We start from the raw sequence: 22,360 nt of genomic DNA, 5'->3' as shown, positions 1-22,360 counted from the left end.
GACCTATGCTCTCCTGCTTAATCACACACCAGGGAAAATCAGTTCTAAAGCTTGCAGAGAATCTTCCCAGTCAGCCCGTTCAAAAATGCCTTGCTGTAAGAACGCTTCCAGCTGTGGCCATAAGGCGATGGCTTTATCCAGCATTGGATCGCTGCCTTTGGCATACGCCCCCACGCTGACCAGATCGCGGTTACGCTGGAAGCTGGACAGCAGCTGTTTAAAGTTACGTACCCGTGCATAGTGTTTTTCACTAATGAGCGCGGTCATGGCGCGGCTGATCGAGGCTTCAATATCGATGGCCGGATAGTGACCCGCTTCGGCTAAATGACGAGACAGCACGATGTGCCCGTCCAGTATCGCGCGCGCGGAATCGGCAATCGGGTCCTGCTGGTCGTCACCCTCGGTCAGTACTGTATAAAACGCGGTAACTGAACCGCCGCCGTGGATACCGTTCCCAGCCCGTTCAACCAGCGCAGGTAATTTGGCGAATACTGACGGCGGATAACCTTTGGTTGCCGGCGGCTCGCCGATTGCCAGGGCTATCTCACGTTGCGCCATCGCATAGCGGGTGAGGGAATCCATAATCAGCAATACGTGCTGTCCACGATCGCGGAAATCTTCGGCGATGCGCGTGGCGTAGGCCGCGCCTTGCATACGTAACAGCGGCGAGACATCCGCCGGAGCGGCAATCACTACCGAGCGTGCGCGACCGTCAGCGCCGAGAATATTTTCAATAAAATCTTTAACTTCGCGGCCACGCTCGCCAATCAGGCCCACGACGATGACGTCGGCCTGGGTATAGCGCGCCATCATGCCGAGCAGGACGCTTTTACCGACGCCGGAGCCTGCGAAAAGTCCCATACGCTGGCCGCGACCTACGGTTAACAACGCGTTGATGGGGCGTACGCCGGTATCCAGGACGTGTTCTATTGCGGTACGTTGCAGCGGGTTAAACGGCGGCGTAATCAGCGCGCCGGTTTCGGTGGTATCCGGGGCGGGCAGTCCGTCGAGCGGTTTGCCGCTACCGTCCAGCACTCGACCCAGCAGAGCAGGGCCAAGCGGTAATTGCTTCCCGCTTTGCAGACCTTCTCCGGCAATGTTCTTCGCGTATACGCGTGCGCCGGGCAGAACGCCTTCGACCTCTTCGAGCGGCATCAGAAACAGACGTTGACCGTTAAAACCCACGACTTCACTTTCGACTTCCTGGGTTTCGTTGCCGTCCTGGCGTTCAATGACGCAGGTGGCACCCAGCGGCAGCTGTAACCCCGTGGCTTCCAGCACCAGCCCGGTGGCGCGGGTCAGGCGACCGTAACGACGCACCGCAGGCAGCAGCGACATTTTCTCTTCGAAGTTGTCCAGCGTATTGAGCCAGCGAGTCAGGCGAGTGGTCATTACACGACTCCCGGCGCTGCCAGACGGCAGAGTTCTTGCCAGCGAGTGGCGACGCTGGCATCCAAATCGCCTTCGTCTGCTGAGACTTTACAACCGCCGTGATGCAGCGTGGGATCGCCGCGCAGCCGCCAGCCGTGCAGGCTGAGAGTGGCACCGAGCATCTCCTCAACACGCTGGAGATCGTCCGGATGGACGCGCAGCTGCGGTTTACCGCTAAACAGCGGTTCCTGTTGCAATAACTGTTGGATCTGCTTAATCAGCGCAGCGTTATCCACGATAGGCGTCTGACCAATCACCTGACGCGCAGCTTCCAGCGCCATTTGCATCAGGCGCGAGGCAATGACGCTGTCCAGTGCGTCCAGCGTATTCTGAAACTCGCTCACCAACTGCTGCATGCGGGCATGGATCGGCGCATGCTGCGCGCGCGCCTGGTTCTGGCCTTGCTCCAGCCCCTGACTCAGACCTTCCTGATAGCCTTGTTCATGACCCTTTTGTCGACCTTCCGCCAGCCCCGCGTTATACCCTTGCTCATGGGCCTGCATTTGCAGCTGTGCGAGCTGTTGTTCAAGCTGTTGCTCTGCTGAAAGCTCGGGTTCTTCCGTCTCTTCGGACAGCGGCGTTTCGCTGTGGTCAGCCAGCACGAACTCTGCCATTGGTGGGGCGAGATCGTCCGGAGTCCAGACTTTCCACGGCAGTTCGTTAGACATAGGTATCCTCGCCGCTGCCGATCACCATCTCGCCGGTTTCCGCCAGACGACGCACAATAAGCAGAATCGCTTTCTGTTCGTTTTCCACCTGCGACAAGCGCACCGGACCGCGGTTGGCAAGGTCGTCGCGCAGAATATCGGCAGCACGTTGCGACATGTTGCGCAGGAACTTCTCGCGTAGTGGCTGTTCGGCACCTTTCAGCGCAATCAGCAGCGATTCGGAATCCACTTCCTGCAGCAGACGCTGGATACTGCGATCGTCGACTTCCACCAGGTTTTCGAACAGGAACATCTCGTCGATAATTTTCTGCGCCAGTTCGCCGTCGAATTCGCGTACGGCGGTAATAACCGCTTCTTCCTGCTGGGTTTTCATCAGGTTGATAATTTCTGCCGCCGTTCTCACGCCGCCCATTTTGCTGCGCTTGAGGTTCTGTCCATCGAGCAGACCGTTCAGTACCTCGGTCAGTTCTGCCAGCGCGGCAGGCTGCACGCCGCCGAAGGTGGCGATACGCAGCATCACGTCGTGACGTAAACGCTCGTCGAACAGCGCCAGAATATCGGCGGCCTGGCCCCGTTTGAGGTGTACCAGAATGGTGGCGATAATCTGCGGATGCTCGTCGCGGATAAGGTCGGCGGCGCTTTGCGGCTCCATAAAGTTGAGCGTTTCAATGCCGCTGGTGGTATCGCGGGTTTCCAGAATATCTTCCAGCAGGCTGGAGGCGCGTTCCTCGCCCAGCGCTTTCACCAGCACGGAGCGCAGATATTCGTTGGCGTTGATATTCAGCGCGGCAAACTGTTCTGCTTCTTGCTCAAACTCGGCCAGCACTTCCGTCAACTGTTTGTTGGAGATCTGGCGTACGTTCGCCATCGCTGTACTCAGCGCCTGAACCTCGCGCGTGGAAAGGTGTTTAAACACCTCTGCCGCGCGATCTTCGCCAATGGTCATCAGCAGGATGACGCTTTTATCGGTACCGGTAAGGGCATTACTCATGATCGTTACTCATCCACTGGCGAATGACCAGCGCCACGACGCGCGGATCGTTATCTGACATTTCACGAATACGCTGGCTCATCACTTCTGCACCCAGACGCTGATTCGTACGACGCTGCTGGGTCTGTTCGTCTTTGCTGAGGCGAACTTCTACCGCTTCTTCGGTTTCCTGACGGATACGCGTTTGTTCTTGTACCGCTTTTGCTTCTTCGCTGCGGCGAACCAACTGCGGGCGAACAGCTTTGCGCCACAGGATCCAGGCAACTAGCAGAACCAGCAACCAACGGCCTGCGGTCATCAACTGATCAATAAAGAACGGCTGTTTCCAGAACGGCAGCTCGCCAATGGAATCGTCGGTCGCCGTGAACGGAGAGTTCACCACGTTCAGGGTATCGCCACGTTTGTCGGAGAAGCCCATCGCTTCGCGAGTCAGGTCCTCAATCTGTTTCATCTGATCGGCGGTTAACGGCAGCGGTTTGCCGTCCGGCAACGTTTTATAGTTGACCACCACAGCCACCGAGAGACGCTGCACATCGCCGACGTTCATTTTGGTGTGGCGAATGGTACGGTCGACTTCATAGTTGCTGGTTTCATTGCGCTGCGTACTGCGTGGACCGGCATTATTGCTGTTATTTGCCGTCTGCGTGGTTTGCGCATTTTGCTGATTAGCCGGAGGGTTGGAGATTGGCGCGGTATTCGCGGGTGCTGGCTGATTAGACAATGCGCCCGGTACGCCGCCTGGCGCTCCGCTCCCGATCTGCTCGCTGACGTTTAACTGGCGTGAACGCAGCACGGCCTGGGAATCATCACCGTTTGGGCGGTACTGTTCTTCGGTTTGCTCTTTATTAGCAAAATCCAGCTGTGCGGTGACCTGCGCATGTACGTTACCGTTGCCGACAATCGGCGACAGGATCGATTCGATACGACGTTGAACGCGGCCTTCGACATCGCTGGCGTATTTCAACTGCGCATCGTTGAGATCGCGGCTGCTGGTGTTCGACTGAGTTAACAGATGACCTGACTGGTCGACCAGCGTAACGTTGCCCGGCGGTAACCCTGCGACAGCGCTGGAAACCAGATGTGTAACTGCACTGATCTGACCTTCATCCAGTGCGCGACCCGGTTCAAGATTCACGGTCACGGAGGCCGAAGGCGCTTTTTGCTCACGCACAAACAGCGACGGTTTCGGCATTGCCAGATGCACGCGGGCGCGTTTTACCGGTCCAAGCGTTTCAATGGTACGGGCTAATTCACCTTCCAGCGCACGCTGGTAGTTGACCTGCTCGCTAAACTGGCTGATACCAAACTTTTCTTGATCCAGCAGTTCAAAACCAACGGCGCCGCCTTTCGGCAGACCTTGCTGCGCCAGACGTAAACGTAGTTCGTGGACTTTATCGGCAGGAACTTCTATAGCACCGCTTCCCTCAGTAAAACGATAGGGAACGTTCATCTGCGTCAGTTGGGTGACAATCGCGCCACCATCCTGATCGGAAAGATTGCTGAACAGCGTGCGATAGTCAGGCGCTTTCGCCCACAGGACCATCGCCACGATGATAGCGACGGCAGCGGCTCCCGCCACAATCAAAGGAATTCTGGGATTCGCGCGCAGGCGGTTTAACCACTCGAGAGGTTTAAGCTGGGTTGCAGTCGATGCTGTCGCACTCATCTCGCACCTCGTGGCTTATCGTGGACGGCGTTTTTTGCAAAGTGGAACAAGACTCACTCCCGGGTCAGCAAACTCGAAAAATTGACGGTCTCATTATTTGCGGTTTCGAATTTTTCTATGGGTTAAAAACCGTGGTTTTTTATCGTTATTTAACGCCTTTATCTTATTGACTAACTGGTAATCTCAGCTACGTAAAAAATCATCCAGGGGATCAGAATGTCGGCAATACAGGGGATTGAAGGGGTCATCAGCCAGTTACAGGCCACGGCGATGTCAGCAAAAACGCAGGATATGCAGCCACAACCGACCGTGAGTTTTGCCGGGCAACTGCATGCTGCGTTAGACAGGATCAGCGATGTGCAAACCGCGTCCCGTACGCAGGCTGAGAAATTTACCCTGGGTGAGCCGGGTATTGCGTTAAATGATGTGATGACCGATATGCAAAAAGCGTCGGTATCGATGCAGATGGGTATTCAGGTGCGTAATAAACTGGTGTCGGCGTATCAGGAAGTGATGTCGATGCAGGTGTAGGGACAACGTGCAGAGAATGTTTGCCGGATAAGCGCAACGCTATCCGGCAACCAGTTACTTCTGAATCAAATAGCGGATCGTTGGGCCATCCTGCTGAATATCCAGCACTGTATAGCCGTGATTACGCGCATCCAGTGGAATATTGTTGATTGACTGCGGGCAATCGCTCACCACTTCCAGAATTTCACCTTTCTTCAATTGCGGCATCGCTTCCAGCGTGGCTACAGCCGGATATGGACACGGTTCGCCGACCATATCGAGGCGATAATCAGGCACGATATTTTTCATACAGACTCCTTGGCAGGCGTCAGCCCTGCGCGACGGAAGAAACGTTTTTCCCAGACAATAATCAGCATCAGCGCGGCAAACAACAGCAGATAGGTCACCAGCAGACCGCCGAGCGGACCGAAGGTGTTGAGCAGATTCACTTTGTCCCAGTTGGTGGCGAGCGTGGGAGCAAAATCATCCCAGTAGTAGGCCAGGATGGTCGAGCCAATAACGTTGCCCAGACCAACCCACCAGTAATGCACCTGGCCTTCAACGGCGCGGTACATCCAGCCGGTTTCACATCCGCCCGCTAAAACGATGCCAAAGCCGAACAGCAAACCGCCGATCACCGCATTTGGACCCGCCCACATGATTTTAGGCTCGACGCCCAGTTGCACGTAGCTAAAGATACCGATGGCGCTGACCGCCATCCCGAAGATGATCGCTTTTGCCATATGGGTGCGACCGGAAATCCACAGGTCGCGGAAGGCGGAGGTGAAGCAGATTTGCGCCCGTTCAATCAGCAGACCGAACCCAACACCGAACAGCATCGCCAGACCGAGCTTGGGTTTATCCATCGCGGTGAGTAGCGCCCAGCCGATCATGCCGATAAACACCAGCATGCCCAGGCGGAAACGGCGACGGGCCTGATCCGGCTTTTGCGTTAACGGCGAAGCGGCGGAGACTTTCTGCATTTTGACCGGAATACGAAATATTGGCAGCAGGGTAAAGCGTGCACCAAACCAGGAGCCAATGGCCGTGGCCAGCGCAAAAAACCAGGCGTGTAGTGAGAACTGCGGAATGCCGGTGAAGAATGCGGCCAGGTTACAGCCCATTGCCAGCCGTGCGCCGAATCCGGCGATTGCCCCGCCGACTATCGCCTGCATAATGCGCACCCGACTGCGCGGCATGCGTAACTTGACGTTGTTGGCCCACAGTGCGGCAGCAAAACAGCCGCCGAACATACCGAGGATCATCATGCCGTCGATGCGGGTCAGGGGCGAGCCTTCGAGATGGATCAGCTTGTAGTATCCCCACTCTTCGGCGTGCACACCAAACAGTTGCAGGATTTGACCACCCCAGCGGGTAAATTCACCGGTAACGGCCCAGAAGGTTCCCGTAATGCCGAAATAGTAAGTGGATAGAAGACCCGCTGCGATGACCGCAGGGGCGGGGGCCCAAAATTTAATTAACCAGGCCTGTTTGAAGTGTTGCCATGACATGCGTTGTGCCTCTGAACTCAGAAGGTATGTAACAAGAAGTGTGGATACTACACCGTTCAGAATTTTTGACTATGAGTAATAAGAGGTAACACCGTCTGGATCAATCTTTCTCAACGCTGCCGAAAGGCTGGCGACATCAGGCCTTTAATGCCACAATCCCATTTTCTTCGCATGCAGGATGAATGATGAAAAAATTAGCAATCGTTGGTGTATTTCTGGCGCTTACCGGATGCGCCGAAGTAGAAAATTATAACGACGTGGTGAAAACGCCAGCGCCAGCCGGTCTGGAAGGATACTGGCAGTCAAAAGGTCCGCAACGCAGTCTGGTCAGCCCGGAAGCCATTGCCAGTCTGGTGATAACGAAAGAGGGCGATACGCTGGATTGTCGCCAGTGGCAGCGGGTGATCGCGCTGCCGGGGAAACTGACGATGCTCTCTGGCGATCTCACCAACGTGACGGTGAAACGCGAGCTGTACGAGATCGAGCGTGAAGGCAATACGCTGGAATATGACGGTATGACGCTGCAGCGGGTGGATCGCCCGACGCAGGAATGTGCTGACGCGTTAAAGAAAACGCCGCTGGCCACGCCACTGCCATAAGCCGTACGCCCCGGTAACCATCGGTCACCGGGGTTGAGCTTTACAACACGTCTTCAATCACCCACACGCTGACGCTCCCGCCGTTACAGAAAAACGTCGCTTCACCGTTTTCATCGGTGGCCACGCTTTCTTCACGATTTCCCAGATAGTCCCGCCAGGTTTTATTGCCATAATTGGCGCCGAGATTGATGGTCTTTTCCCCGTCATCGCCGTTAGACAATACCACCACACAGCCGGGATCCTCATCCGTACCGCTGCGGCTAAAAGCGATACAGTTAGGATGATCGAAAAAGAGCGTCTGTACCCCGTGCGCGAAGCGCTGGCGCGCGAGGATCAGTTCATCAAGCTGTTCAATGATCGGCATGTCGATAGGATAGGTTTCGCCATCGCCGCCGGTGTCTTCGTAATGCGCTCCGTAGAGGTCAGGGTAAAACACCGACGGTACGCCGTTTTCGCGTAACAGGATCAGCGCATAGGCCAGCGGCTTAAACCATGCCTCGACCGGGGCTTCCAGCGCCTGTAACGGCTGGGTGTCATGGTTCGCAACCAGCGTCACCGCATGAAAGGGATCGGCCTCCACCAGCGTATCGGTGAAAATCTGGCTCATGTCATAATCGCGCCCCTGGCGGGACGCTTCGTGAAACTTCATTTGCAAAGGGGCATCAAACAGCATGGTTTTCCCCTCGACCTGGTTAATATAGGTTTGCAGTTTATCGACCTCATGGGACCAGTATTCCGCCACAATAAACAGCGGCTTGGGTGCCACTTCCTGCACGTGCTCGATCCACTCTTTGTAAAACCATGCCGGAATATGTTTCACCGCATCTAAACGAAAGCCGTCACACTGGGTTTGCTCCATTACCCAACGCGCCCAGTATTTGAGCTCCTCAGTCACCGCGTGATTGCGAAAATCAATGTTTTCTCCCATCAGATAATCAAAATTACCCAACTCATCATCAACCTGATCGTTCCAGCCTTCGCCCGTGTAATCGTTAACGATTTTGAAAATGCCGTCTTCGGTAGGATTCTCGATATGGTCAATGCCGCTGAAGCATTTAAAGTCCCAAATGAATTGCGAGTACTGGCCAGCGCGGGCAGGGAAGGTATAGCGCGTCCAGCCCTCGCACTCGACAATCTCATCGTCTATTTGCGTACGATCCTCGGCGTTAACGCGCTGGACGCGGATCTTTTCTTTCTCATCAGCGCCCATTTTGTGGTTAACCACCACGTCGAGCAGTACGGCAATATCATTGTGTTTCAGCGCGTCAATCGCCGCCAGCAGCTGGTTTTTATCGCCGTATTTGGTGGCGACGGTTCCCTTTTGGTCGAATTCGCCCAAATCAAACAGATCGTAGGAATCATAGCCAACGGAATAGCCGCCGGACGCGCCTTTATAGGCGGGAGGCAACCACACCATATTGATGCCGATATCATTGAGTCCGCCTGCGCGTTCGGCAAGCTCGGGCCAGAGTTGACCGCCATCAGGGTAATACCAGTGGAAGTACTGCAATAACGTGGGATTTTTCATCTTCCGTGCTCCAGAAGTCGTTTGGCCGACCTCTGGAGTATGGAAGATAATTCAGACGAGACGGGAAATTATTGTGGCGAGGTGGGGGCGTCGGGTACCAGCAGCATACCGGAAAGACGACCATAGGCGTTATTCAGCGTCTTTTGGCGTGTCGACTGACCGATGAGATTACTGAGTTCATCCAGACGCTGCTGCAACAACGTTTTAAGTAATTGTTCGTTATCCAGCGTCTGTTTAATATACCCGGCCACTAAGTCCTGAATACTTCGCGTAATGCCCGGTGGAGTTTGCTCTTCCATGACCACTTCAATACTTTGCAGATAGGTAACTTCCTGTTCCAGTAAAAGGTCCCATTCACCGCGCTGCGCCAGTTCCAGCAGCGAGTGACTGAGTAGCGCGATGCGCTGCCAACGGTTGATAAACTCCACGGCTGAGGTCATTAACGAGACTCCTGGGACGACGCTTTCGGTGAGATCTGTTTCCAGGCATCTGCAATGTTGCCGAGTAACTCTTCGACTTCTTCAATGGCCTGACAATCATTACGCAAGTTAGCTTGCAGTAAACGGCGAATCATATAGTCATACAGCGAGGACAGGTTAGTAGCGATTTCACCGCCAGTTTCCTGATCCAGGCCGGCTTTCAGACCATTGTCGATAATGTTAATGGCTTTGCTTAAGGCCTCACCTTTGGCGACGATATCACCCTGTTGCATAAACAGGCGAGCGCGCACGAGGGCGCTGTTCGCGCCATCAAACAACATTTCAATCAGCTGATGCGGATTGGCGCTCATTACGCCACTCTCTATGCTGACCTGTGCATAGGCTTTGGTACCGCTCGCGGTATACATACTTACCTCGTGTTATCAGGATTTATTCATCGCCGTAAATTGTTGGCTCAGATAGTTACTGGTGTTGTTGAGCTTGCTCATCATGGTGTCTAACTGCGTAAACTGTGCCGTGTAACGCGCCACGGTGTCATCAATACTGGCGCTGACAGACAGATACTGTTTAGTCAGTTTTTTCAGCGTTGAGTTAATACTGTCTTGTGCGCTGTCGATAATACCGTCATCAGCCAGGTAGCTTTTTACTTCGGTGGCAATTTTGGTGGTAATACCGGTTTCTTTACCATCGCCAACTAACAGTTCACGCACGGAGGCTGTATTTTCGTTCAGGACTTTTTTCAGCTTATCATCGTCAATTTTTAGCTTGCCGGTTGCGCCGTCCTGCTTAATACCAATTTCATTTAATGTTTTAAAAGCGCCATCACTGGCACCGTTGGCAAATTGTGCACGAATTCCACTTTGAATCGTACGAACAACACTGTCACCAAGCAGCGCTCCGTTATTTTTGTCTTGCGCTTCAGCACCCGGATCAACTTCTTTATATTTGGTCAGCGTATTAAAGGTGTCGATAAGGGAATTATATGAATCGACCCAGCCTTTAATGGCTTCGGTTGCTTTGTCGTTATTCTTTGTTACCGTGACTCGAACGTCAGTGACTTTTTTGGTCAGATCGAGTACTACGCCCTGAGGAGCATCGGTAATTTTATTACTGGAACGTTCAATATCGATACCATTTACGGTTAACTTCGCATTTTGAGCGTTAACCTGTTCCTTCATATTCCCGGTACCGGTTTCGCTGTCATACGCCAGCAGGTCATTTAGCTTGCTGTCTCCCTCAACGGAGATAGTCATTTTATTGGCTTCGCCTTCACTGGCAGTCAGTACCAATTGGTAGTCGCCATCTTTAACCTTAACGATGCTGGCCGAAATTCCGCTATCGGCATCGTTTATCGCTTTGCTGATCTCATCCAGTGAGGTCTGGTCTTTATTCAGCTTAATTTCCAGTGGCTCTTTACGGCCTTCCTGCGTAATTTTTATGGTGCGTGTTTCTGCTGAACTATCACCCAGCGCGTCTTTTGTTGAAGCAATCGTAGTCGTTGAATTGGTTCTTAAAGATTGCGCTTGCGCAAGTTGGGTGACGCTAATGGTATAGATACCCGGTGCCGCCCCCGCTTCGGTGGTCACTTTCAGATCTTCGCTGCTGCTGGTAACGGTCGTGCTTTTGAACAGATCGGCTTTATTTAACGCAGTGTTCGCAGTCTGAAATTTTTCCAGTGCACTTTTTAATGTGCCGTAGGCGGTCAGACGCGCGGTATTATCGCTTTGTTGTTGAGTGATTGGGTTTAAGCGTTTTTTTTCCGCGATAGTCAGGTTGTTCAGCAACGTATCCAGCGGCAGATTTGACCCGACGCCAAGAGAAGTAAATGAAGCCATGCCTAATTCCTTTTGATTGCAAACAGTAGTTAAGCGGGTTATCGGCAATCTGCGCGCAAAGTTTAATGATAGTTTTGTTAAAATAATGCGCAGAATAGTGGGGCATATTGCGGGTATTTCTGGGGCTAAGAAAAAAGAGGGCGGAAAGTAAAAATTTTCTAAAGTTCGAAATTAAGGTGCCGATACATGGGTTACGGTGAGAAACCGTGGGCAACAGCCCAATAACATCAAGTTGTAATTGATAAGGAAAAGATCATGGCACAAGTCATCAATACAAACAGCCTGTCGCTGTTGACCCAGAACAACCTGAACAAATCTCAGTCTTCCCTGAGCTCCGCTATCGAGCGTCTGTCTTCCGGCCTGCGTATCAACAGCGCGAAAGACGATGCTGCTGGTCAGGCGATCGCTAACCGTTTCACTGCTAACGTTAAAGGCCTGACCCAGGCTTCCCGTAACGCCAACGACGGTATCTCCATCGCGCAGACCACTGAAGGTGCACTGTCCGAAATCAACAACAACCTGCAGCGTGTGCGTGAACTGTCCGTTCAGGCAACCAACGGTACTAACTCCCAGTCTGACCTGGACTCCATCCAGAACGAAATTACCCAGCGTCTGAGTGAAATTGACCGTGTTTCCGGTCAGACTCAGTTTAACGGCGTGAAAGTACTCTCTCAAGACAACAGCCTAAAAATTCAGGTAGGGGCTAACGATGGTGAAACTATTACCATCGATCTGAAGGAAATAACCTCTGATACGCTGGGACTTAATGGTTTCAATGTGAATGGCAAAGGATCTGTAGCCAATAAAGCGGCAACGGTAAGTAATTTGACTGCCGCTGGAGCTAAAGAAACAACAGTTGGAAGTGGGTTGTACAATTTAACAACCGATAATAGTAAATTAACAGCAGCTCAAGCTTTTGACAAATTAAACACTGGTGACAAGGTTAGTGTAGTAACTAAAGATACTGCAAACGTCACTACAGAATACACATACGATGCTGCTTCTGGCAGTTTTTCATATGATGCAAAAGTCAAAGCTGCGGATGCGGGGACATTTGGTGCTGGTTTAGCTCCTGATGTTGGTAAAATTAAAGGCTCTTATGCTGCTGTAGCAGGTAGCGCTAGTACGGTTGAGTTTGAAGCAGACGAAAATGGTAAGTTGACTATCGGTGGTCAAACTGCTTATCTGGATTCAGCAGGTAACCTCACGACAAACAATGCTGGTGGTGGAACGCAAGCAACTTTAACCACCCTATTCAAAGGGTCATCTGATGCATCCAAAACTGGTGCAACGAACCAGCATACTTCAACAATTAGTATTGGTGCTGCAGAATATAAATTTGAAGATGCAACAAACGGAAATATAAGTTACAAGGCGACTATCTCTAAAGATGCAGTGATGTCAAAAATTGCTGCAGCTGATAAGACAACAACTACGACGGGTGCATCAGTCAGCGCAAAAATTAGTTACACTTCTGGGCTAATGAGCGGTGAAGTTGAATTTGATGGCACCGATGTAGGTAAAGCAAAAGATAAATATATCGATTCAGCAGGCAATTTTACCTCTGTAGCAAAATATACTACTCAGTATGCAGTTGATAAAGATACAGGGGCGGTGACTGTTAAGGCGAACTTATTAGCTGATGGTACGACGGTTGACAATAGTTCTAATAACCCATATGCGAAAAAAGTAGGTGACGCTGTTTATGCGGATGGAAAAGGTAAAATTACAACTGATACCACTAGCTCCGGAACTGCAACCAAAGACCCTCTGAAAGCACTGGATGATGCTCTGGCTAAAGTTGATGCACTGCGTTCCGATCTGGGTGCTGTGCAGAACCGTTTCGATTCTACCATCACCAACCTGGGCAACACCGTAAACAACCTGTCTTCTGCTCGTAGCCGTATCGAAGATGCTGACTACGCGACCGAAGTGTCTAACATGTCTCGTGCTCAGATCCTGCAACAAGCGGGTACCTCTGTTCTGGCGCAGGCTAACCAGACTACGCAGAACGTTCTGTCTCTGCTGCGTTAATTTACGCTTATCGCGCAAACCCCGCTTCGGCGGGGTTTTTTACATTTAGCTTTACCCGTAACCCCCAAATAACCCCTCATTTCACCCACTATTCACCCGATTAAAACCCCTGCAGAAACGGATAATCATGCCGATAACTCATTTAACGCAGGGCTGTTTATCGTGAATTCACTGTATACCGCTGAAGGTGTAATGGATAAACACTCGCTGTGGCAGCGTTATGTACCGTTGGTGCGTCACGAAGCATTGCGCCTTCAGGTGCGTTTGCCGGCGAGCGTAGAACTGGATGACCTGCTACAAGCGGGCGGCATCGGGTTATTGAATGCCGTTGACCGATATGACGCTTTGCAAGGAACGGCATTTACCACTTACGCAGTGCAGCGTATTCGTGGAGCAATGCTGGACGAACTACGTAGCCGGGATTGGGTGCCGCGTAGCGTTCGGCGCAATGCTCGCGAAGTGGCACAGGCGATGGGACAACTGGAGCAGGAATTAGGGCGCAACGCGACGGAAACCGAAGTGGCGGCGCGTCTGGCTATTCCTGTGCAAGAGTATCGTCAGATGTTGCTCGATACCAATAACAGCCAACTCTTCTCTTATGACGAGTGGCGGGAAGAGCATGGCGATAGTATTGAGCTGGTGACGGAAGAACATCAGCAGGAAAACCCGTTACAACAGCTACTTGAGGGTAATCTCCGCCAGCGCGTGATGGACGCGATCGAGGCGTTGCCGGAGCGCGAAAAGCTGGTGTTAACGCTGTACTACCAGGAAGAGCTGAATCTGAAAGAGATTGGCGCGGTACTGGAAGTCGGGGAATCACGGGTCAGCCAGTTGCACAGTCAGGCCATCAAACGTCTACGCACTAAGCTGGGTAAGCTATAGGGGTACATTATTACCCCTGAACAATGCCGCATTACGAATTGACTACCAGGAGTTCTCATGACGGTGCAGCAATCAAAAAGACGGCCTCTAAGCCGCTACCTCAAAGATTTCAAACACAGCCAGACGCATTGCGCCCATTGCTTTAAGTTGCTCGACCGGATCACGCTGGTTCGTCGTGGGCAAATTGTGAATAAAATCGCCATCGCCCGACTGGACACTTTGTTGGATGAAGCCGAGTGGGAGCAGGAGAAAAAAGAGTGGGTGGCACTGTGTCGTTTTTGCGGTGATTTGCATTGCAAAGAGCAGAGCGACTTTTTCGACATTATCGGTTTTAAACAGTTTTTATTTGAGCAAACCGAAATGAGTCACGGCACGGTACGTGAATACGTTGTCCGCCTGCGCCGTCTTGGCAATCATCTGACCGAACAAAATATCTCTCATGACCTGCTGCAGGAAGGGTTCCTCGACGAAAACCTTGCCCCGTGGCTGCCGGAAACCAGCACCAACAATTACCGCATCGCCTTGCGTAAGTATGAGCAGTTTAAAGCCCATACCCATATGGGACATATGCAGAAATCCTCCTGGACAGCCAGTTCTGATATATATTAAAAACGAATAAGGTGTAACAGAGTCGTGTTTGTGGAACACAGCAAACGCTTTACACTATGCTCATAAATAGCAGTCACTAATGACAATATTCGGGGTAACTATGAAATTAGCACTTCTGGGACGTCAGGCTCTGATGGGTGTAATGGCTGTTGCACTTGTCGCTGGAATGAGCGTAAAGACTTATGCAGATGAAGGTCTGTTAAATAAAGTTAAAGAGCGTGGCACGCTGCTGGTGGGCCTGGAAGGGACCTATCCCCCGTTTAGTTTTCAGGGCGATGATGGCAAGTTGACCGGTTTCGAAGTGGAGTTCGCTGAGGAACTGGCCAAGCACCTTGGGGTGAAAGCTAATCTGAAGCCGACCAAGTGGGACGGTATGCTGGCCTCTCTTGATTCCAAGCGCATTGACGTGGTCATCAACCAGGTGACCATCTCTGACGAACGTAAGAAAAAATACGATTTCTCTACCCCGTATACGGTTTCTGGTATTCAGGCGCTGGTGAAGAAAGGTAATGAAGGCGTTATTAAGACCGCTGCCGATCTGAAAGGTAAAAAAGTCGGCGTTGGTCTGGGCACCAACTATGAAGAGTGGCTGCGCCAGAACGTACAGGGCGTGGATATTCGTACCTATGATGATGACCCGACCAAATACCAGGATCTGCGTGTAGGCCGTATCGACGCCATTCTGGTTGACCGTCTGGCGGCGCTGGATCTGGTCAAGAAAACCAAAGATACGCTGGCTGTGACCGGTGAAGCATTCTCCCGCCAGGAGTCCGGCGTGGCGCTGCGCAAAGGCAATGAAGATCTGCTGAAAGCGGTTGATGCGGCCATTGCTGAAATGCAGAAAGACGGTACGCTGAAAGCGCTGTCTGAAAAATGGTTTGGAGCGGATGTGACGAAATAATCGGCATCCGATGAAAAAAGGCGCCTTTAACAGCGCCTTTTTTTATTTCATTGCGCCTGAGCGTGCATAATAAAAAGAACATCACAACAACGAATACCGGAGGCTGTATGCCGCTGCATAACTTAACGCGCTTTCCACGTCTGGAATTTATTGGCGCGCCAACGCCGCTCGAATATCTTCCACGCTTCTCCGACTACCTCGGGCGCGATATTTTCATCAAACGCGATGACGTCACGCCGATGGCCATGGGCGGCAATAAGCTGCGTAAGCTGGAGTTCCTTGCCGCAGACGCACTGCGTGAAGGCGCTGATACGCTGATAACCGCAGGTGCGATTCAGTCTAACCATGTGCGCCAGACGGCGGCGGTAGCAGCTAAGCTTGGCCTGCACTGCGTAGCTCTGTTGGAAAATCCGATTGGCACCACGGCGGAAAATTATCTCACCAATGGCAACCGTCTGCTGCTGGACCTGTTTAATACGCAGATCGAAATGTGCGATGCGCTGACCGACCCGAATGCGCAACTTCAGGAACTGGCGACGCGCATTGAAGCACAGGGCTTCCGCCCGTATGTGATCCCGGTTGGCGGTTCTAACGCGCTGGGCGCACTGGGTTATGTGGAAAGCGCGCTGGAAATTGCCCAACAGTGTGAAGGGGCCGTCGCGCTCTCTTCCGTAGTGGTTGCCTCGGGCAGTGCGGGAACGCATGCCGGACTGGCCGTGGGTCTGGAACAACTGATGCCAGACGTCGAGCTTATCGGCGTGACTGTCTCGCGCAGCGTGGCGGATCAAAAACCCAAAGTTATTACGCTGCAGCAGGATATTGCCCGAGAACTGGAACTGACGGCCTCCGCGGATATCCTGCTATGGGACGATTATTTTGCGCCAGGCTACGGTACGCCAAACGAAGAGGGCATGGAGGCGGTAAAACTGCTGGCGCGCCTGGAAGGCATTTTGTTGGATCCGGTGTATACCGGTAAGGCGATGGCGGGTTTGATTGACGGTATCAGCCAGAAACGCTTTAAAGACGAAGGGCCAATCCTCTTTATTCATACCGGTGGGGCACCTGCACTGTTTGCCTACCATCCTCACGTGTAACAACCAGGTCGAAAAACTCTAATGCATGAAAGTATCCAACTGGTAATAGATTCTCTACCGTATCTGCTCAAAGGCGCGGTTTTTACGCTGCAACTGAGTATCGGCGGCATGTTTTTTGGCCTCGTGCTGGGGTTTATCCTGGCGCTGATGCGTTTGTCACCGCTGTTGCCTGTGCGCTGGCTGGCGCGTTTTTATATCTCTATTTTTCGCGGAACACCGCTGATTGCCCAGCTGTTCATGATCTATTACGGTCTGCCACAGTTTGGTATTGAGCTTGATCCCATCCCGGCGGCGATGATTGGCTTGTCGCTGAATACGGCTGCCTACGCTGCGGAAACCCTGCGTGCGGCAATCTCTTCCATCGACAAAGGACAGTGGGAGGCGGGTGCCAGTATTGGTATGACGCGCTGGCAGACCATGCGCCGGGCAATCCTGCCACAGGCTGCGCGCGTTGCGTTGCCGCCGCTGAGCAACAGCTTTATCAGTCTGGTGAAAGATACTTCTTTGGCCGCCACTATTCAGGTACCGGAACTGTTCCGTCAGGCGCAGCTGATTACCTCGCGTACGCTGGAAGTCTTTACGATGTATCTGGCGGCCTCGTTGATTTACTGGGTGATGGCGACGGTGCTTTCTGCGCTGCAAAACTATTTTGAAGAACAACTGAATCGCCAGGAGAGAGAGCCGAAATGAGTGCTATCGAAGTCAGAAACCTGGTCAAAAAATTTCATGGGCAAACGGTGCTGCATGGGATTGATCTTGACGTCAAACCTGGTGAAGTAGTCGCGATTATCGGGCCGAGCGGATCGGGCAAAACCACGCTGCTGCGTAGCATTAATTTGCTGGAGCAACCGGAGGCGGGCACCATTAAAGTGGGTGAGATTACCATTGATACCGCACGTTCGTTGACCCAGCAGAAAGGGCTGATTCGTCAGTTACGTCAGCATGTCGGTTTTGTGTTCCAGAACTTTAATTTGTTCCCCCATCGGACGGTGCTGGAAAACATTATTGAAGGGCCGGTGATAGTCAAAGGTGAACCAAAAGCTGAAGCGACAGCTCGTGCGCGTGAGCTGCTGGCGAAAGTCGGGCTGGCAGGTAAAGAAACCAGCTATCCGCGGCGTTTATCGGGCGGACAGCAGCAGCGCGTAGCGATTGCCCGAGCGCTGGCGATGCGACCTGAGGTTATTCTTTTTGATGAACCGACCTCCGCACTTGATCCTGAACTGGTTGGCGAGGTACTTAATACCATCCGCCAACTGGCGCAGGAAAAACGCACCATGGTGATTGTGACGCATGAAATGAGCTTTGCTCGCGATGTTGCCGATAGAGCGATATTTATGGATCAAGGACGGATAGTGGAGCAGGGACCCGCAAAATCCTTATTCACGCATCCGCAGCAGCCGCGTACCCGCCAGTTTCTTGAAAAGTTTTTGATGCAATAAATAGTACATATAGCGCTCGCTGGGATTGTTTCTGGCGAGTGCTCTTCGCATAACTATTTATAATTATTGCTTTATTATTAGCATTTGATTCTGTTACTTCCTTCCGCTGTTGAGTAATACTCAAGTAATTGTTCATTTGTCCGATAATTTGCATATATAAAATACATTTATGTGTTAGCTTGTTTCATATGTTTGGATGATTATCAATCTCAGGGGCATTACCACTTAGTATGCAGGATCATGATTTCTTCACCTGGCGACGGAGCATGCTGTTACGCTTTCAGGAAATGGCGGCGGCAGAGGATGTCTATAATGAATTACAGCAACAGACGCAGCACTTAGAGTTTGATTTTTACGCGCTCTGTGTTCGTCATCCGGTACCTTTTACCCGACCTAAAACGTCACTTCATACGACCTATCCCAAAGCATGGGTGGCGCATTATCAGTCCGAAAATTATTTCGCCATTGATCCGGTGCTGAAACCTGAAAACTTCAGTCAGGGGCATTTACCCTGGAACGATACTCTGTTTCGCGATGCGCAACCTTTGTGGGATGCCGCACGCAATCACGGTTTACGCAAAGGGATGACGCAATGCTTAATGTTGCCTAATCGGGCGTTGGGTTTTTTATCGGTATCGCGGGCGAGTATCCGTAATAGTCGCTTTGCAAACGATGAAGTGGAGCTCAGGATGCAGCTTCTGGTACGGGAAAGCCTGTCTGTACTGACGCGGCTGGAAGATGACATGGTTATGGCGCCAGAAATGCGCTTTAGCAAGCGGGAAAAGGAAATATTGAAATGGACGGCCGAGGGCAAGACCTCTTCAGAGATAGCCATCATTCTGTCGATTTCCGAAAATACAGTGAACTTCCACCAGAAGAATATGCAAAAGAAATTCAATGCGCCAAACAAAACGCAGATAGCCTGTTATGCCGCGGCAACCGGGCTTATCTGAGTAAATTATCGTTCTGAGTGTCAGACGCAAAACCGGCTGAGAGCATTGCTATCAGCCGGTTTCTTTTTACTGGCGGTAAGCTTGTTTAATTTGCTTAACCGTGTTGGAAAATACCGCCGCCTGTGATTGATCTTCAATCAGCGCGAGCTGTTTTTCCATTTTAAGAATCACGCGGCCTGCATCGGCTTGACCCATTGCCTGCAGCATCAGCGTTAACATGGCTTTCAGGCAGGTGACTTCATTGGCCAGTTCCTGGTTATTCTCAGCAGTGGAAAAGTCAGGCGTACTCATTTATTTTCCTCGTTATGTTTCAATGAAAAAGTGCGATGTCAAATCTTAAGGCGGCGGAGTATACCATAAGCGAGGCTAAAAATATCTGTGGTTGTTTTTTGCGCGGATTAATGTTGTGGACATTAAAATAAACAATATGTTGCAGTGCATATATTTTCTCCACATGTTGTTTATTTCGAGTATTTTCCTCGTTAATTATTGTTACAACTTTGACTGCCTATTTTGCATTCATCGGAGGAATATGAATTTTTTGTCACTATTCTGAAACAGCTATGCAGATATAACCGTGGCAGAAGGCTGTCAGGACTGATAGTTTCCACTCGTCGTACAATCTAATTTCCAAAAACGAGAGCAAAATCGAAAGTCGGGCGTTTTTTACATTTCAAAGTTGAGATAAAACCCGTTAACATAGGACCGATTAACTATCGGTAGCGTTATCCCTATTCTGGAGATATTCCTTTGATCAACGTTTTTCTTGTTGATGACCACGAACTGGTGCGCGCAGGGATACGACGCATTCTGGAAGATATAAAAGGCATAAAAGTTGTCGGCGAAGCGTGCTGCGGTGAAGATGCGGTAAAATGGTGCCGCTCAAATTCCGTTGACGTTGTGCTGATGGATATGAATATGCCCGGTATTGGCGGTCTGGAAGCAACCCGCAAAATTGCGCGTTCCACGGCAGACATTAAAGTGATCATGCTGACGGTGCACACCGAAAACCCATTACCTGCAAAAGTTATGCAGGCAGGGGCCGCAGGGTATCTCAGCAAAGGCGCCGCCCCCCAGGAAGTAGTGAGTGCGATTCGTTCGGTTTTTTCCGGGCAGCGTTATATTGCCTCCGATATCGCTCAGCAAATGGCGCTCAGCCAGATTGAGCCTGAGAAAACGGAAACCCCGTTTGCCAGTTTGTCTGAACGCGAGTTGCAGATTATGCTGATGATCACCAAAGGTCAGAAGGTCAATGAGATCTCAGAACAACTGAATCTTAGTCCTAAAACGGTGAACAGCTATCGCTATCGAATGTTCAGTAAATTAAACATTCATGGCGATGTAGAGCTGACTCACCTGGCAATTCGCCATGGCCTGTGTAATGCGGAGACATTAACAAGCCAGTGACCGATCAGTTTGATGCCAAAGCGTTCCTGAAAACCGTGACCAGTCAGCCCGGCGTCTATCGTATGTATGATACCGCCGGGACGGTTATCTATGTCGGGAAAGCGAAAGACCTGAAAAAAAGGCTTTCTAGCTACTTCCGTAGCAATCTTGCGTCACGCAAGACCGAAGCGCTGGTCGCGCAAATCCAGCAGATTGATGTCACGGTAACGCACACTGAAACCGAAGCGTTATTGCTTGAGCACAACTACATCAAGCTGTATCAGCCGCGCTATAACGTATTGCTGCGCGATGATAAATCCTACCCTTTTATATTCCTTAGCGGCGATACCCACCCGCGCCTGGCGATGCATCGCGGGGCAAAGCATGCCAAAGGCGAGTACTTTGGACCGTTCCCTAACGGTTATGCGGTGCGTGAAACGCTGGCGCTGTTGCAGAAAATATTCCCTATCCGCCAGTGCGAAAACAGCGTTTATCGCAACCGTTCTCGGCCTTGTCTGCAATATCAGATTGGCCGCTGTCTCGGTCCGTGTGTTGCGGGTCTGGTGAGTGAGGAAGAGTATGCTCAGCAGGTCGAGTATGTTCGTCTGTTCTTGTCCGGAAAAGACGATCAGGTATTAACGCAGCTGATCGCCCGCATGGAAAAGGCCAGCCAAAATCTCGAGTTTGAAGAGGCTGCGCGCATTCGTGACCAAATTCAGGCCGTACGCCGCGTAACAGAAAAACAGTTTGTCTCTAATACCGGAGACGATCTGGACGTCATTGGCGTGGCGTTTGACGCCGGTATGGCCTGTGTGCACGTTCTGTTTATTCGCCAGGGTAAAGTGCTGGGCAGCCGCAGCTATTTCCCGAAAGTACCCGGTGGCACGGAACTCGGCGAGGTCGTCGAAACCTTTGTCGGGCAGTTTTATCTGCAGGGTAGCCAGATGCGTACCTTACCCGGGGAGATCCTGCTCGATTTTAATCTTAGCGATAAAACCCTGCTGGCAGACTCTCTGTCTGAACTGGCCGGCAGGAAGATTAACGTGCAGACGAAACCGCGAGGGGATCGCGCGCGTTATCTGAAGTTGGCGCGGACCAACGCGGCAGTGGCGCTCACCACGAAACTTTCTCAGCAGTCGACGATTACGCAACGTCTGACGGCGCTGGCATCGGTGTTGAAGTTACCTGCGGTGAAGCGTATGGAGTGCTTCGACATCAGCCATACGATGGGCGAGCAGACGGTAGCCTCCTGCGTGGTCTTTGATGCCAATGGCCCGCTGCGTGCAGAATATCGTCGCTACAACATTACCGGTATTACGCCGGGTGATGATTATGCGGCGATGAATCAGGTCTTACGTCGGCGTTACGGGAAGGCGATTGAAGACAGTAAGATTCCGGACGTCATATTGATCGATGGTGGTAAAGGCCAACTGGGGCAGGCGAAAGCCGTTTTTGCTGAGCTGGACGTTCCCTGGGACAAACAGCACCCACTCTTGCTGGGGGTGGCAAAAGGGGCCGATCGTAAAGCCGGTCTGGAAACGCTGTTCTTTGAGCCGGAAGGTGAGGGCTTTAGTTTGCCGCCGGATTCGCCTGCATTGCACGTTATCCAGCATATCCGCGATGAATCTCACGATCATGCGATTAGCGGGCATCGTAAAAAGCGGGCGAAAGTGAAAAGCACCAGCACGCTTGAGACCATCGAAGGTGTCGGGCCAAAGCGTCGCCAGATGTTGTTGAAATATATGGGAGGTTTGCAAGGTCTTCGTAACGCAAGTATCGAAGAAATTGCAAAAGTGCCGGGTATTTCGCAAGCTCTGGCAGAAAAGATCTTCTACTCGTTGAAACATTAGGCCCTCTGTAGCAACATAGGGGTAATTTCACTG

The 22,360-nt window shown here is 51.7% G+C and carries 24 protein-coding genes; 12 read left to right on the top strand and 12 right to left on the bottom strand.

From position 1 onward, the window contains the following. Positions 1-21 precede the first annotated feature (21 nt). Genes fliI through fliF form a run of 4 tightly spaced genes read right to left on the bottom strand, consistent with a single transcriptional unit; the run spans position 22 to position 4,756 of the window. Positions 22-1,392, bottom strand: a complete 1,371-nt coding sequence (fliI, locus tag OGY06_RS13640; RefSeq protein WP_003030440.1) for a flagellar protein export ATPase FliI — start codon at positions 1,390-1,392, stop codon at positions 22-24. Further along, positions 1,392-2,099 (bottom strand): flagellar assembly protein FliH, encoded by a 708-nt coding sequence (gene fliH, locus OGY06_RS13635; RefSeq protein WP_003834049.1) that lies wholly within the window; start codon positions 2,097-2,099, stop codon positions 1,392-1,394. Before fliH ends, fliI begins: the two co-directional genes overlap by 1 nt. Beyond that, positions 2,092-3,090 carry a flagellar motor switch protein FliG gene (gene fliG, locus OGY06_RS13630; protein ID WP_003834047.1) on the bottom strand — a complete coding sequence of 333 codons (999 nt, stop codon included), beginning with the start codon at positions 3,088-3,090 and terminating at the stop codon, positions 2,092-2,094. The genes fliH and fliG overlap by 8 nt, the downstream gene beginning before the upstream one ends. Further along, positions 3,083-4,756 carry a flagellar basal-body MS-ring/collar protein FliF gene (fliF, locus tag OGY06_RS13625; RefSeq protein WP_003834046.1) on the bottom strand — a complete coding sequence of 558 codons (1,674 nt, stop codon included), beginning with the start codon at positions 4,754-4,756 and terminating at the stop codon, positions 3,083-3,085. Before fliF ends, fliG begins: the two co-directional genes overlap by 8 nt. Positions 4,757-4,972: 216 nt before the next feature. Between fliF and fliE the strand changes: the two genes are divergently transcribed. Then, complete coding sequence (fliE, locus tag OGY06_RS13620; protein ID WP_079935374.1) at positions 4,973-5,287, top strand: flagellar hook-basal body complex protein FliE; 315 nt, start codon at positions 4,973-4,975, stop codon at positions 5,285-5,287. A gap of 54 nt (positions 5,288-5,341) precedes the next feature. On the opposite strand, the gene yedF is transcribed toward fliE, so the two are convergent. Both yedF and yedE read right to left on the bottom strand, forming a co-directional pair. After that, positions 5,342-5,575 carry a sulfurtransferase-like selenium metabolism protein YedF gene (gene yedF / locus OGY06_RS13615; RefSeq protein WP_000790504.1) on the bottom strand — a complete coding sequence of 78 codons (234 nt, stop codon included), beginning with the start codon at positions 5,573-5,575 and terminating at the stop codon, positions 5,342-5,344. Continuing rightward, positions 5,572-6,777, bottom strand: coding sequence for a selenium metabolism membrane protein YedE/FdhT (gene yedE / locus OGY06_RS13610; RefSeq protein ID WP_286605491.1), 1,206 nt, complete (start codon positions 6,775-6,777; stop codon positions 5,572-5,574). Before yedE ends, yedF begins: the two co-directional genes overlap by 4 nt. Before the next feature lie 185 nt (positions 6,778-6,962). On the opposite strand from yedE, the gene yedD reads away from it, so the two are divergent. Then, positions 6,963-7,376 (top strand): lipoprotein YedD, encoded by a 414-nt coding sequence (gene yedD / locus OGY06_RS13605; protein ID WP_003030454.1) that lies wholly within the window; start codon positions 6,963-6,965, stop codon positions 7,374-7,376. A 40-nt stretch (positions 7,377-7,416) separates the two neighbouring features. Here the strand turns inward: yedD and amyA are convergent, their stop codons facing one another. The 4 genes from amyA to fliD all read right to left on the bottom strand — a co-directional run bounded on the left by amyA (position 7,417) and on the right by fliD (position 11,179). Beyond that, a complete protein-coding gene (gene amyA / locus OGY06_RS13600; protein ID WP_286605489.1) occupies positions 7,417-8,904 on the bottom strand; it encodes an alpha-amylase in 1,488 nt (495 codons plus the stop codon). A gap of 68 nt (positions 8,905-8,972) precedes the next feature. Continuing rightward, complete coding sequence (gene fliT / locus OGY06_RS13595) at positions 8,973-9,344, bottom strand: flagella biosynthesis regulatory protein FliT (protein ID WP_008785101.1); 372 nt, start codon at positions 9,342-9,344, stop codon at positions 8,973-8,975. Continuing rightward, entirely contained in the window at positions 9,344-9,751 is a 408-nt protein-coding gene (gene fliS / locus OGY06_RS13590) for a flagellar export chaperone FliS (protein ID WP_048216065.1), read from the bottom strand. Before fliS ends, fliT begins: the two co-directional genes overlap by 1 nt. A 15-nt stretch (positions 9,752-9,766) precedes the next feature. Continuing rightward, complete coding sequence (gene fliD, locus OGY06_RS13585) at positions 9,767-11,179, bottom strand: flagellar filament capping protein FliD (RefSeq protein WP_125112507.1); 1,413 nt, start codon at positions 11,177-11,179, stop codon at positions 9,767-9,769. Between the two features lie 255 nt (positions 11,180-11,434). On the opposite strand from fliD, the gene OGY06_RS13580 reads away from it, so the two are divergent. The 8 genes from OGY06_RS13580 (at position 11,435) to sdiA (ending at position 19,091) form a co-directional block, all read left to right on the top strand. After that, positions 11,435-13,213, top strand: a complete 1,779-nt coding sequence (locus OGY06_RS13580; protein WP_286605487.1) for a FliC/FljB family flagellin — start codon at positions 11,435-11,437, stop codon at positions 13,211-13,213. A 162-nt stretch (positions 13,214-13,375) separates the two neighbouring features. Continuing rightward, positions 13,376-14,095, top strand: a complete 720-nt coding sequence (locus tag OGY06_RS13575; protein ID WP_003030465.1) for an RNA polymerase sigma factor FliA — start codon at positions 13,376-13,378, stop codon at positions 14,093-14,095. Between the two features lie 57 nt (positions 14,096-14,152). Continuing rightward, positions 14,153-14,704, top strand: a complete 552-nt coding sequence (gene fliZ / locus OGY06_RS13570) for a flagella biosynthesis regulatory protein FliZ (protein WP_003030467.1) — start codon at positions 14,153-14,155, stop codon at positions 14,702-14,704. Positions 14,705-14,804: 100 nt separating this feature from the next. Next, positions 14,805-15,605 (top strand): cystine ABC transporter substrate-binding protein, encoded by an 801-nt coding sequence (gene tcyJ / locus OGY06_RS13565; protein WP_003030469.1) that lies wholly within the window; start codon positions 14,805-14,807, stop codon positions 15,603-15,605. Between the two features lie 107 nt (positions 15,606-15,712). Then, entirely contained in the window at positions 15,713-16,699 is a 987-nt protein-coding gene (gene dcyD / locus OGY06_RS13560) for a D-cysteine desulfhydrase (RefSeq protein ID WP_063940423.1), read from the top strand. 21 nt (positions 16,700-16,720) lie between these two features. Beyond that, entirely contained in the window at positions 16,721-17,389 is a 669-nt protein-coding gene (tcyL, locus tag OGY06_RS13555) for a cystine ABC transporter permease (RefSeq protein ID WP_003030474.1), read from the top strand. After that, positions 17,386-18,138: an L-cystine ABC transporter ATP-binding protein TcyN gene (gene tcyN, locus OGY06_RS13550; protein WP_003030477.1), complete on the top strand. Its 753-nt coding sequence runs from the start codon at positions 17,386-17,388 to the stop codon at positions 18,136-18,138. Before tcyL ends, tcyN begins: the two co-directional genes overlap by 4 nt. Positions 18,139-18,368: 230 nt before the next feature. Continuing rightward, positions 18,369-19,091, top strand: coding sequence for a quorum-sensing transcriptional regulator SdiA (gene sdiA, locus OGY06_RS13545; RefSeq protein ID WP_032934487.1), 723 nt, complete (start codon positions 18,369-18,371; stop codon positions 19,089-19,091). Positions 19,092-19,157: 66 nt separating this feature from the next. Here sdiA and OGY06_RS13540 read toward each other — a convergent pair whose 3' ends face one another. Both OGY06_RS13540 and OGY06_RS23315 read right to left on the bottom strand, forming a co-directional pair. Continuing rightward, positions 19,158-19,382 carry a DUF2594 family protein gene (locus tag OGY06_RS13540; protein WP_003030482.1) on the bottom strand — a complete coding sequence of 75 codons (225 nt, stop codon included), beginning with the start codon at positions 19,380-19,382 and terminating at the stop codon, positions 19,158-19,160. 19 nt (positions 19,383-19,401) lie between these two features. Further along, positions 19,402-19,545, bottom strand: coding sequence for a hypothetical protein (locus OGY06_RS23315; protein ID WP_420269641.1), 144 nt, complete (start codon positions 19,543-19,545; stop codon positions 19,402-19,404). A 296-nt stretch (positions 19,546-19,841) separates the two neighbouring features. On the opposite strand from OGY06_RS23315, the gene uvrY reads away from it, so the two are divergent. After that, a complete protein-coding gene (gene uvrY, locus OGY06_RS13535; protein ID WP_003834023.1) occupies positions 19,842-20,498 on the top strand; it encodes a UvrY/SirA/GacA family response regulator transcription factor in 657 nt (218 codons plus the stop codon). After that, positions 20,495-22,327, top strand: coding sequence for an excinuclease ABC subunit UvrC (gene uvrC / locus OGY06_RS13530; RefSeq protein WP_063940422.1), 1,833 nt, complete (start codon positions 20,495-20,497; stop codon positions 22,325-22,327). Before uvrY ends, uvrC begins: the two co-directional genes overlap by 4 nt. The last annotated feature ends 33 nt before the right edge of the window (positions 22,328-22,360 follow it).

The sequence above is a fragment of the Citrobacter sp. Cpo147 genome, from assembly GCF_030332405.1.
Classification (GTDB): Bacteria; Pseudomonadota; Gammaproteobacteria; order Enterobacterales; family Enterobacteriaceae; genus Citrobacter; species Citrobacter portucalensis.
This window is presented reverse-complemented; position numbering and strand designations above follow the sequence as displayed.

What these genes read in the sequence shown, in the direction of transcription:
- fliI (WP_003030440.1), bottom strand. Translation starts at nt 1,392, where the DNA reads ATGACCACTCGCCTGACTCGCTGGCTCAATACGCTGGACAACTTCGAA.
- fliH (WP_003834049.1), bottom strand. Translation starts at nt 2,099, where the DNA reads ATGTCTAACGAACTGCCGTGGAAAGTCTGGACTCCGGACGATCTCGCC.
- fliG (WP_003834047.1), bottom strand. Translation starts at nt 3,090, where the DNA reads ATGAGTAATGCCCTTACCGGTACCGATAAAAGCGTCATCCTGCTGATG.
- fliF (WP_003834046.1), bottom strand. Translation starts at nt 4,756, where the DNA reads ATGAGTGCGACAGCATCGACTGCAACCCAGCTTAAACCTCTCGAGTGG.
- fliE (WP_079935374.1), top strand. Translation starts at nt 4,973, where the DNA reads ATGTCGGCAATACAGGGGATTGAAGGGGTCATCAGCCAGTTACAGGCC.
- yedF (WP_000790504.1), bottom strand. Translation starts at nt 5,575, where the DNA reads ATGAAAAATATCGTGCCTGATTATCGCCTCGATATGGTCGGCGAACCG.
- yedE (WP_286605491.1), bottom strand. Translation starts at nt 6,777, where the DNA reads ATGTCATGGCAACACTTCAAACAGGCCTGGTTAATTAAATTTTGGGCC.
- yedD (WP_003030454.1), top strand. Translation starts at nt 6,963, where the DNA reads ATGAAAAAATTAGCAATCGTTGGTGTATTTCTGGCGCTTACCGGATGC.
- amyA (WP_286605489.1), bottom strand. Translation starts at nt 8,904, where the DNA reads ATGAAAAATCCCACGTTATTGCAGTACTTCCACTGGTATTACCCTGAT.
- fliT (WP_008785101.1), bottom strand. Translation starts at nt 9,344, where the DNA reads ATGACCTCAGCCGTGGAGTTTATCAACCGTTGGCAGCGCATCGCGCTA.
- fliS (WP_048216065.1), bottom strand. Translation starts at nt 9,751, where the DNA reads ATGTATACCGCGAGCGGTACCAAAGCCTATGCACAGGTCAGCATAGAG.
- fliD (WP_125112507.1), bottom strand. Translation starts at nt 11,179, where the DNA reads ATGGCTTCATTTACTTCTCTTGGCGTCGGGTCAAATCTGCCGCTGGAT.
- OGY06_RS13580 (WP_286605487.1), top strand. Translation starts at nt 11,435, where the DNA reads ATGGCACAAGTCATCAATACAAACAGCCTGTCGCTGTTGACCCAGAAC.
- fliZ (WP_003030467.1), top strand. Translation starts at nt 14,153, where the DNA reads ATGACGGTGCAGCAATCAAAAAGACGGCCTCTAAGCCGCTACCTCAAA.
- tcyJ (WP_003030469.1), top strand. Translation starts at nt 14,805, where the DNA reads ATGAAATTAGCACTTCTGGGACGTCAGGCTCTGATGGGTGTAATGGCT.
- dcyD (WP_063940423.1), top strand. Translation starts at nt 15,713, where the DNA reads ATGCCGCTGCATAACTTAACGCGCTTTCCACGTCTGGAATTTATTGGC.
- tcyL (WP_003030474.1), top strand. Translation starts at nt 16,721, where the DNA reads ATGCATGAAAGTATCCAACTGGTAATAGATTCTCTACCGTATCTGCTC.
- tcyN (WP_003030477.1), top strand. Translation starts at nt 17,386, where the DNA reads ATGAGTGCTATCGAAGTCAGAAACCTGGTCAAAAAATTTCATGGGCAA.
- sdiA (WP_032934487.1), top strand. Translation starts at nt 18,369, where the DNA reads ATGCAGGATCATGATTTCTTCACCTGGCGACGGAGCATGCTGTTACGC.
- OGY06_RS13540 (WP_003030482.1), bottom strand. Translation starts at nt 19,382, where the DNA reads ATGAGTACGCCTGACTTTTCCACTGCTGAGAATAACCAGGAACTGGCC.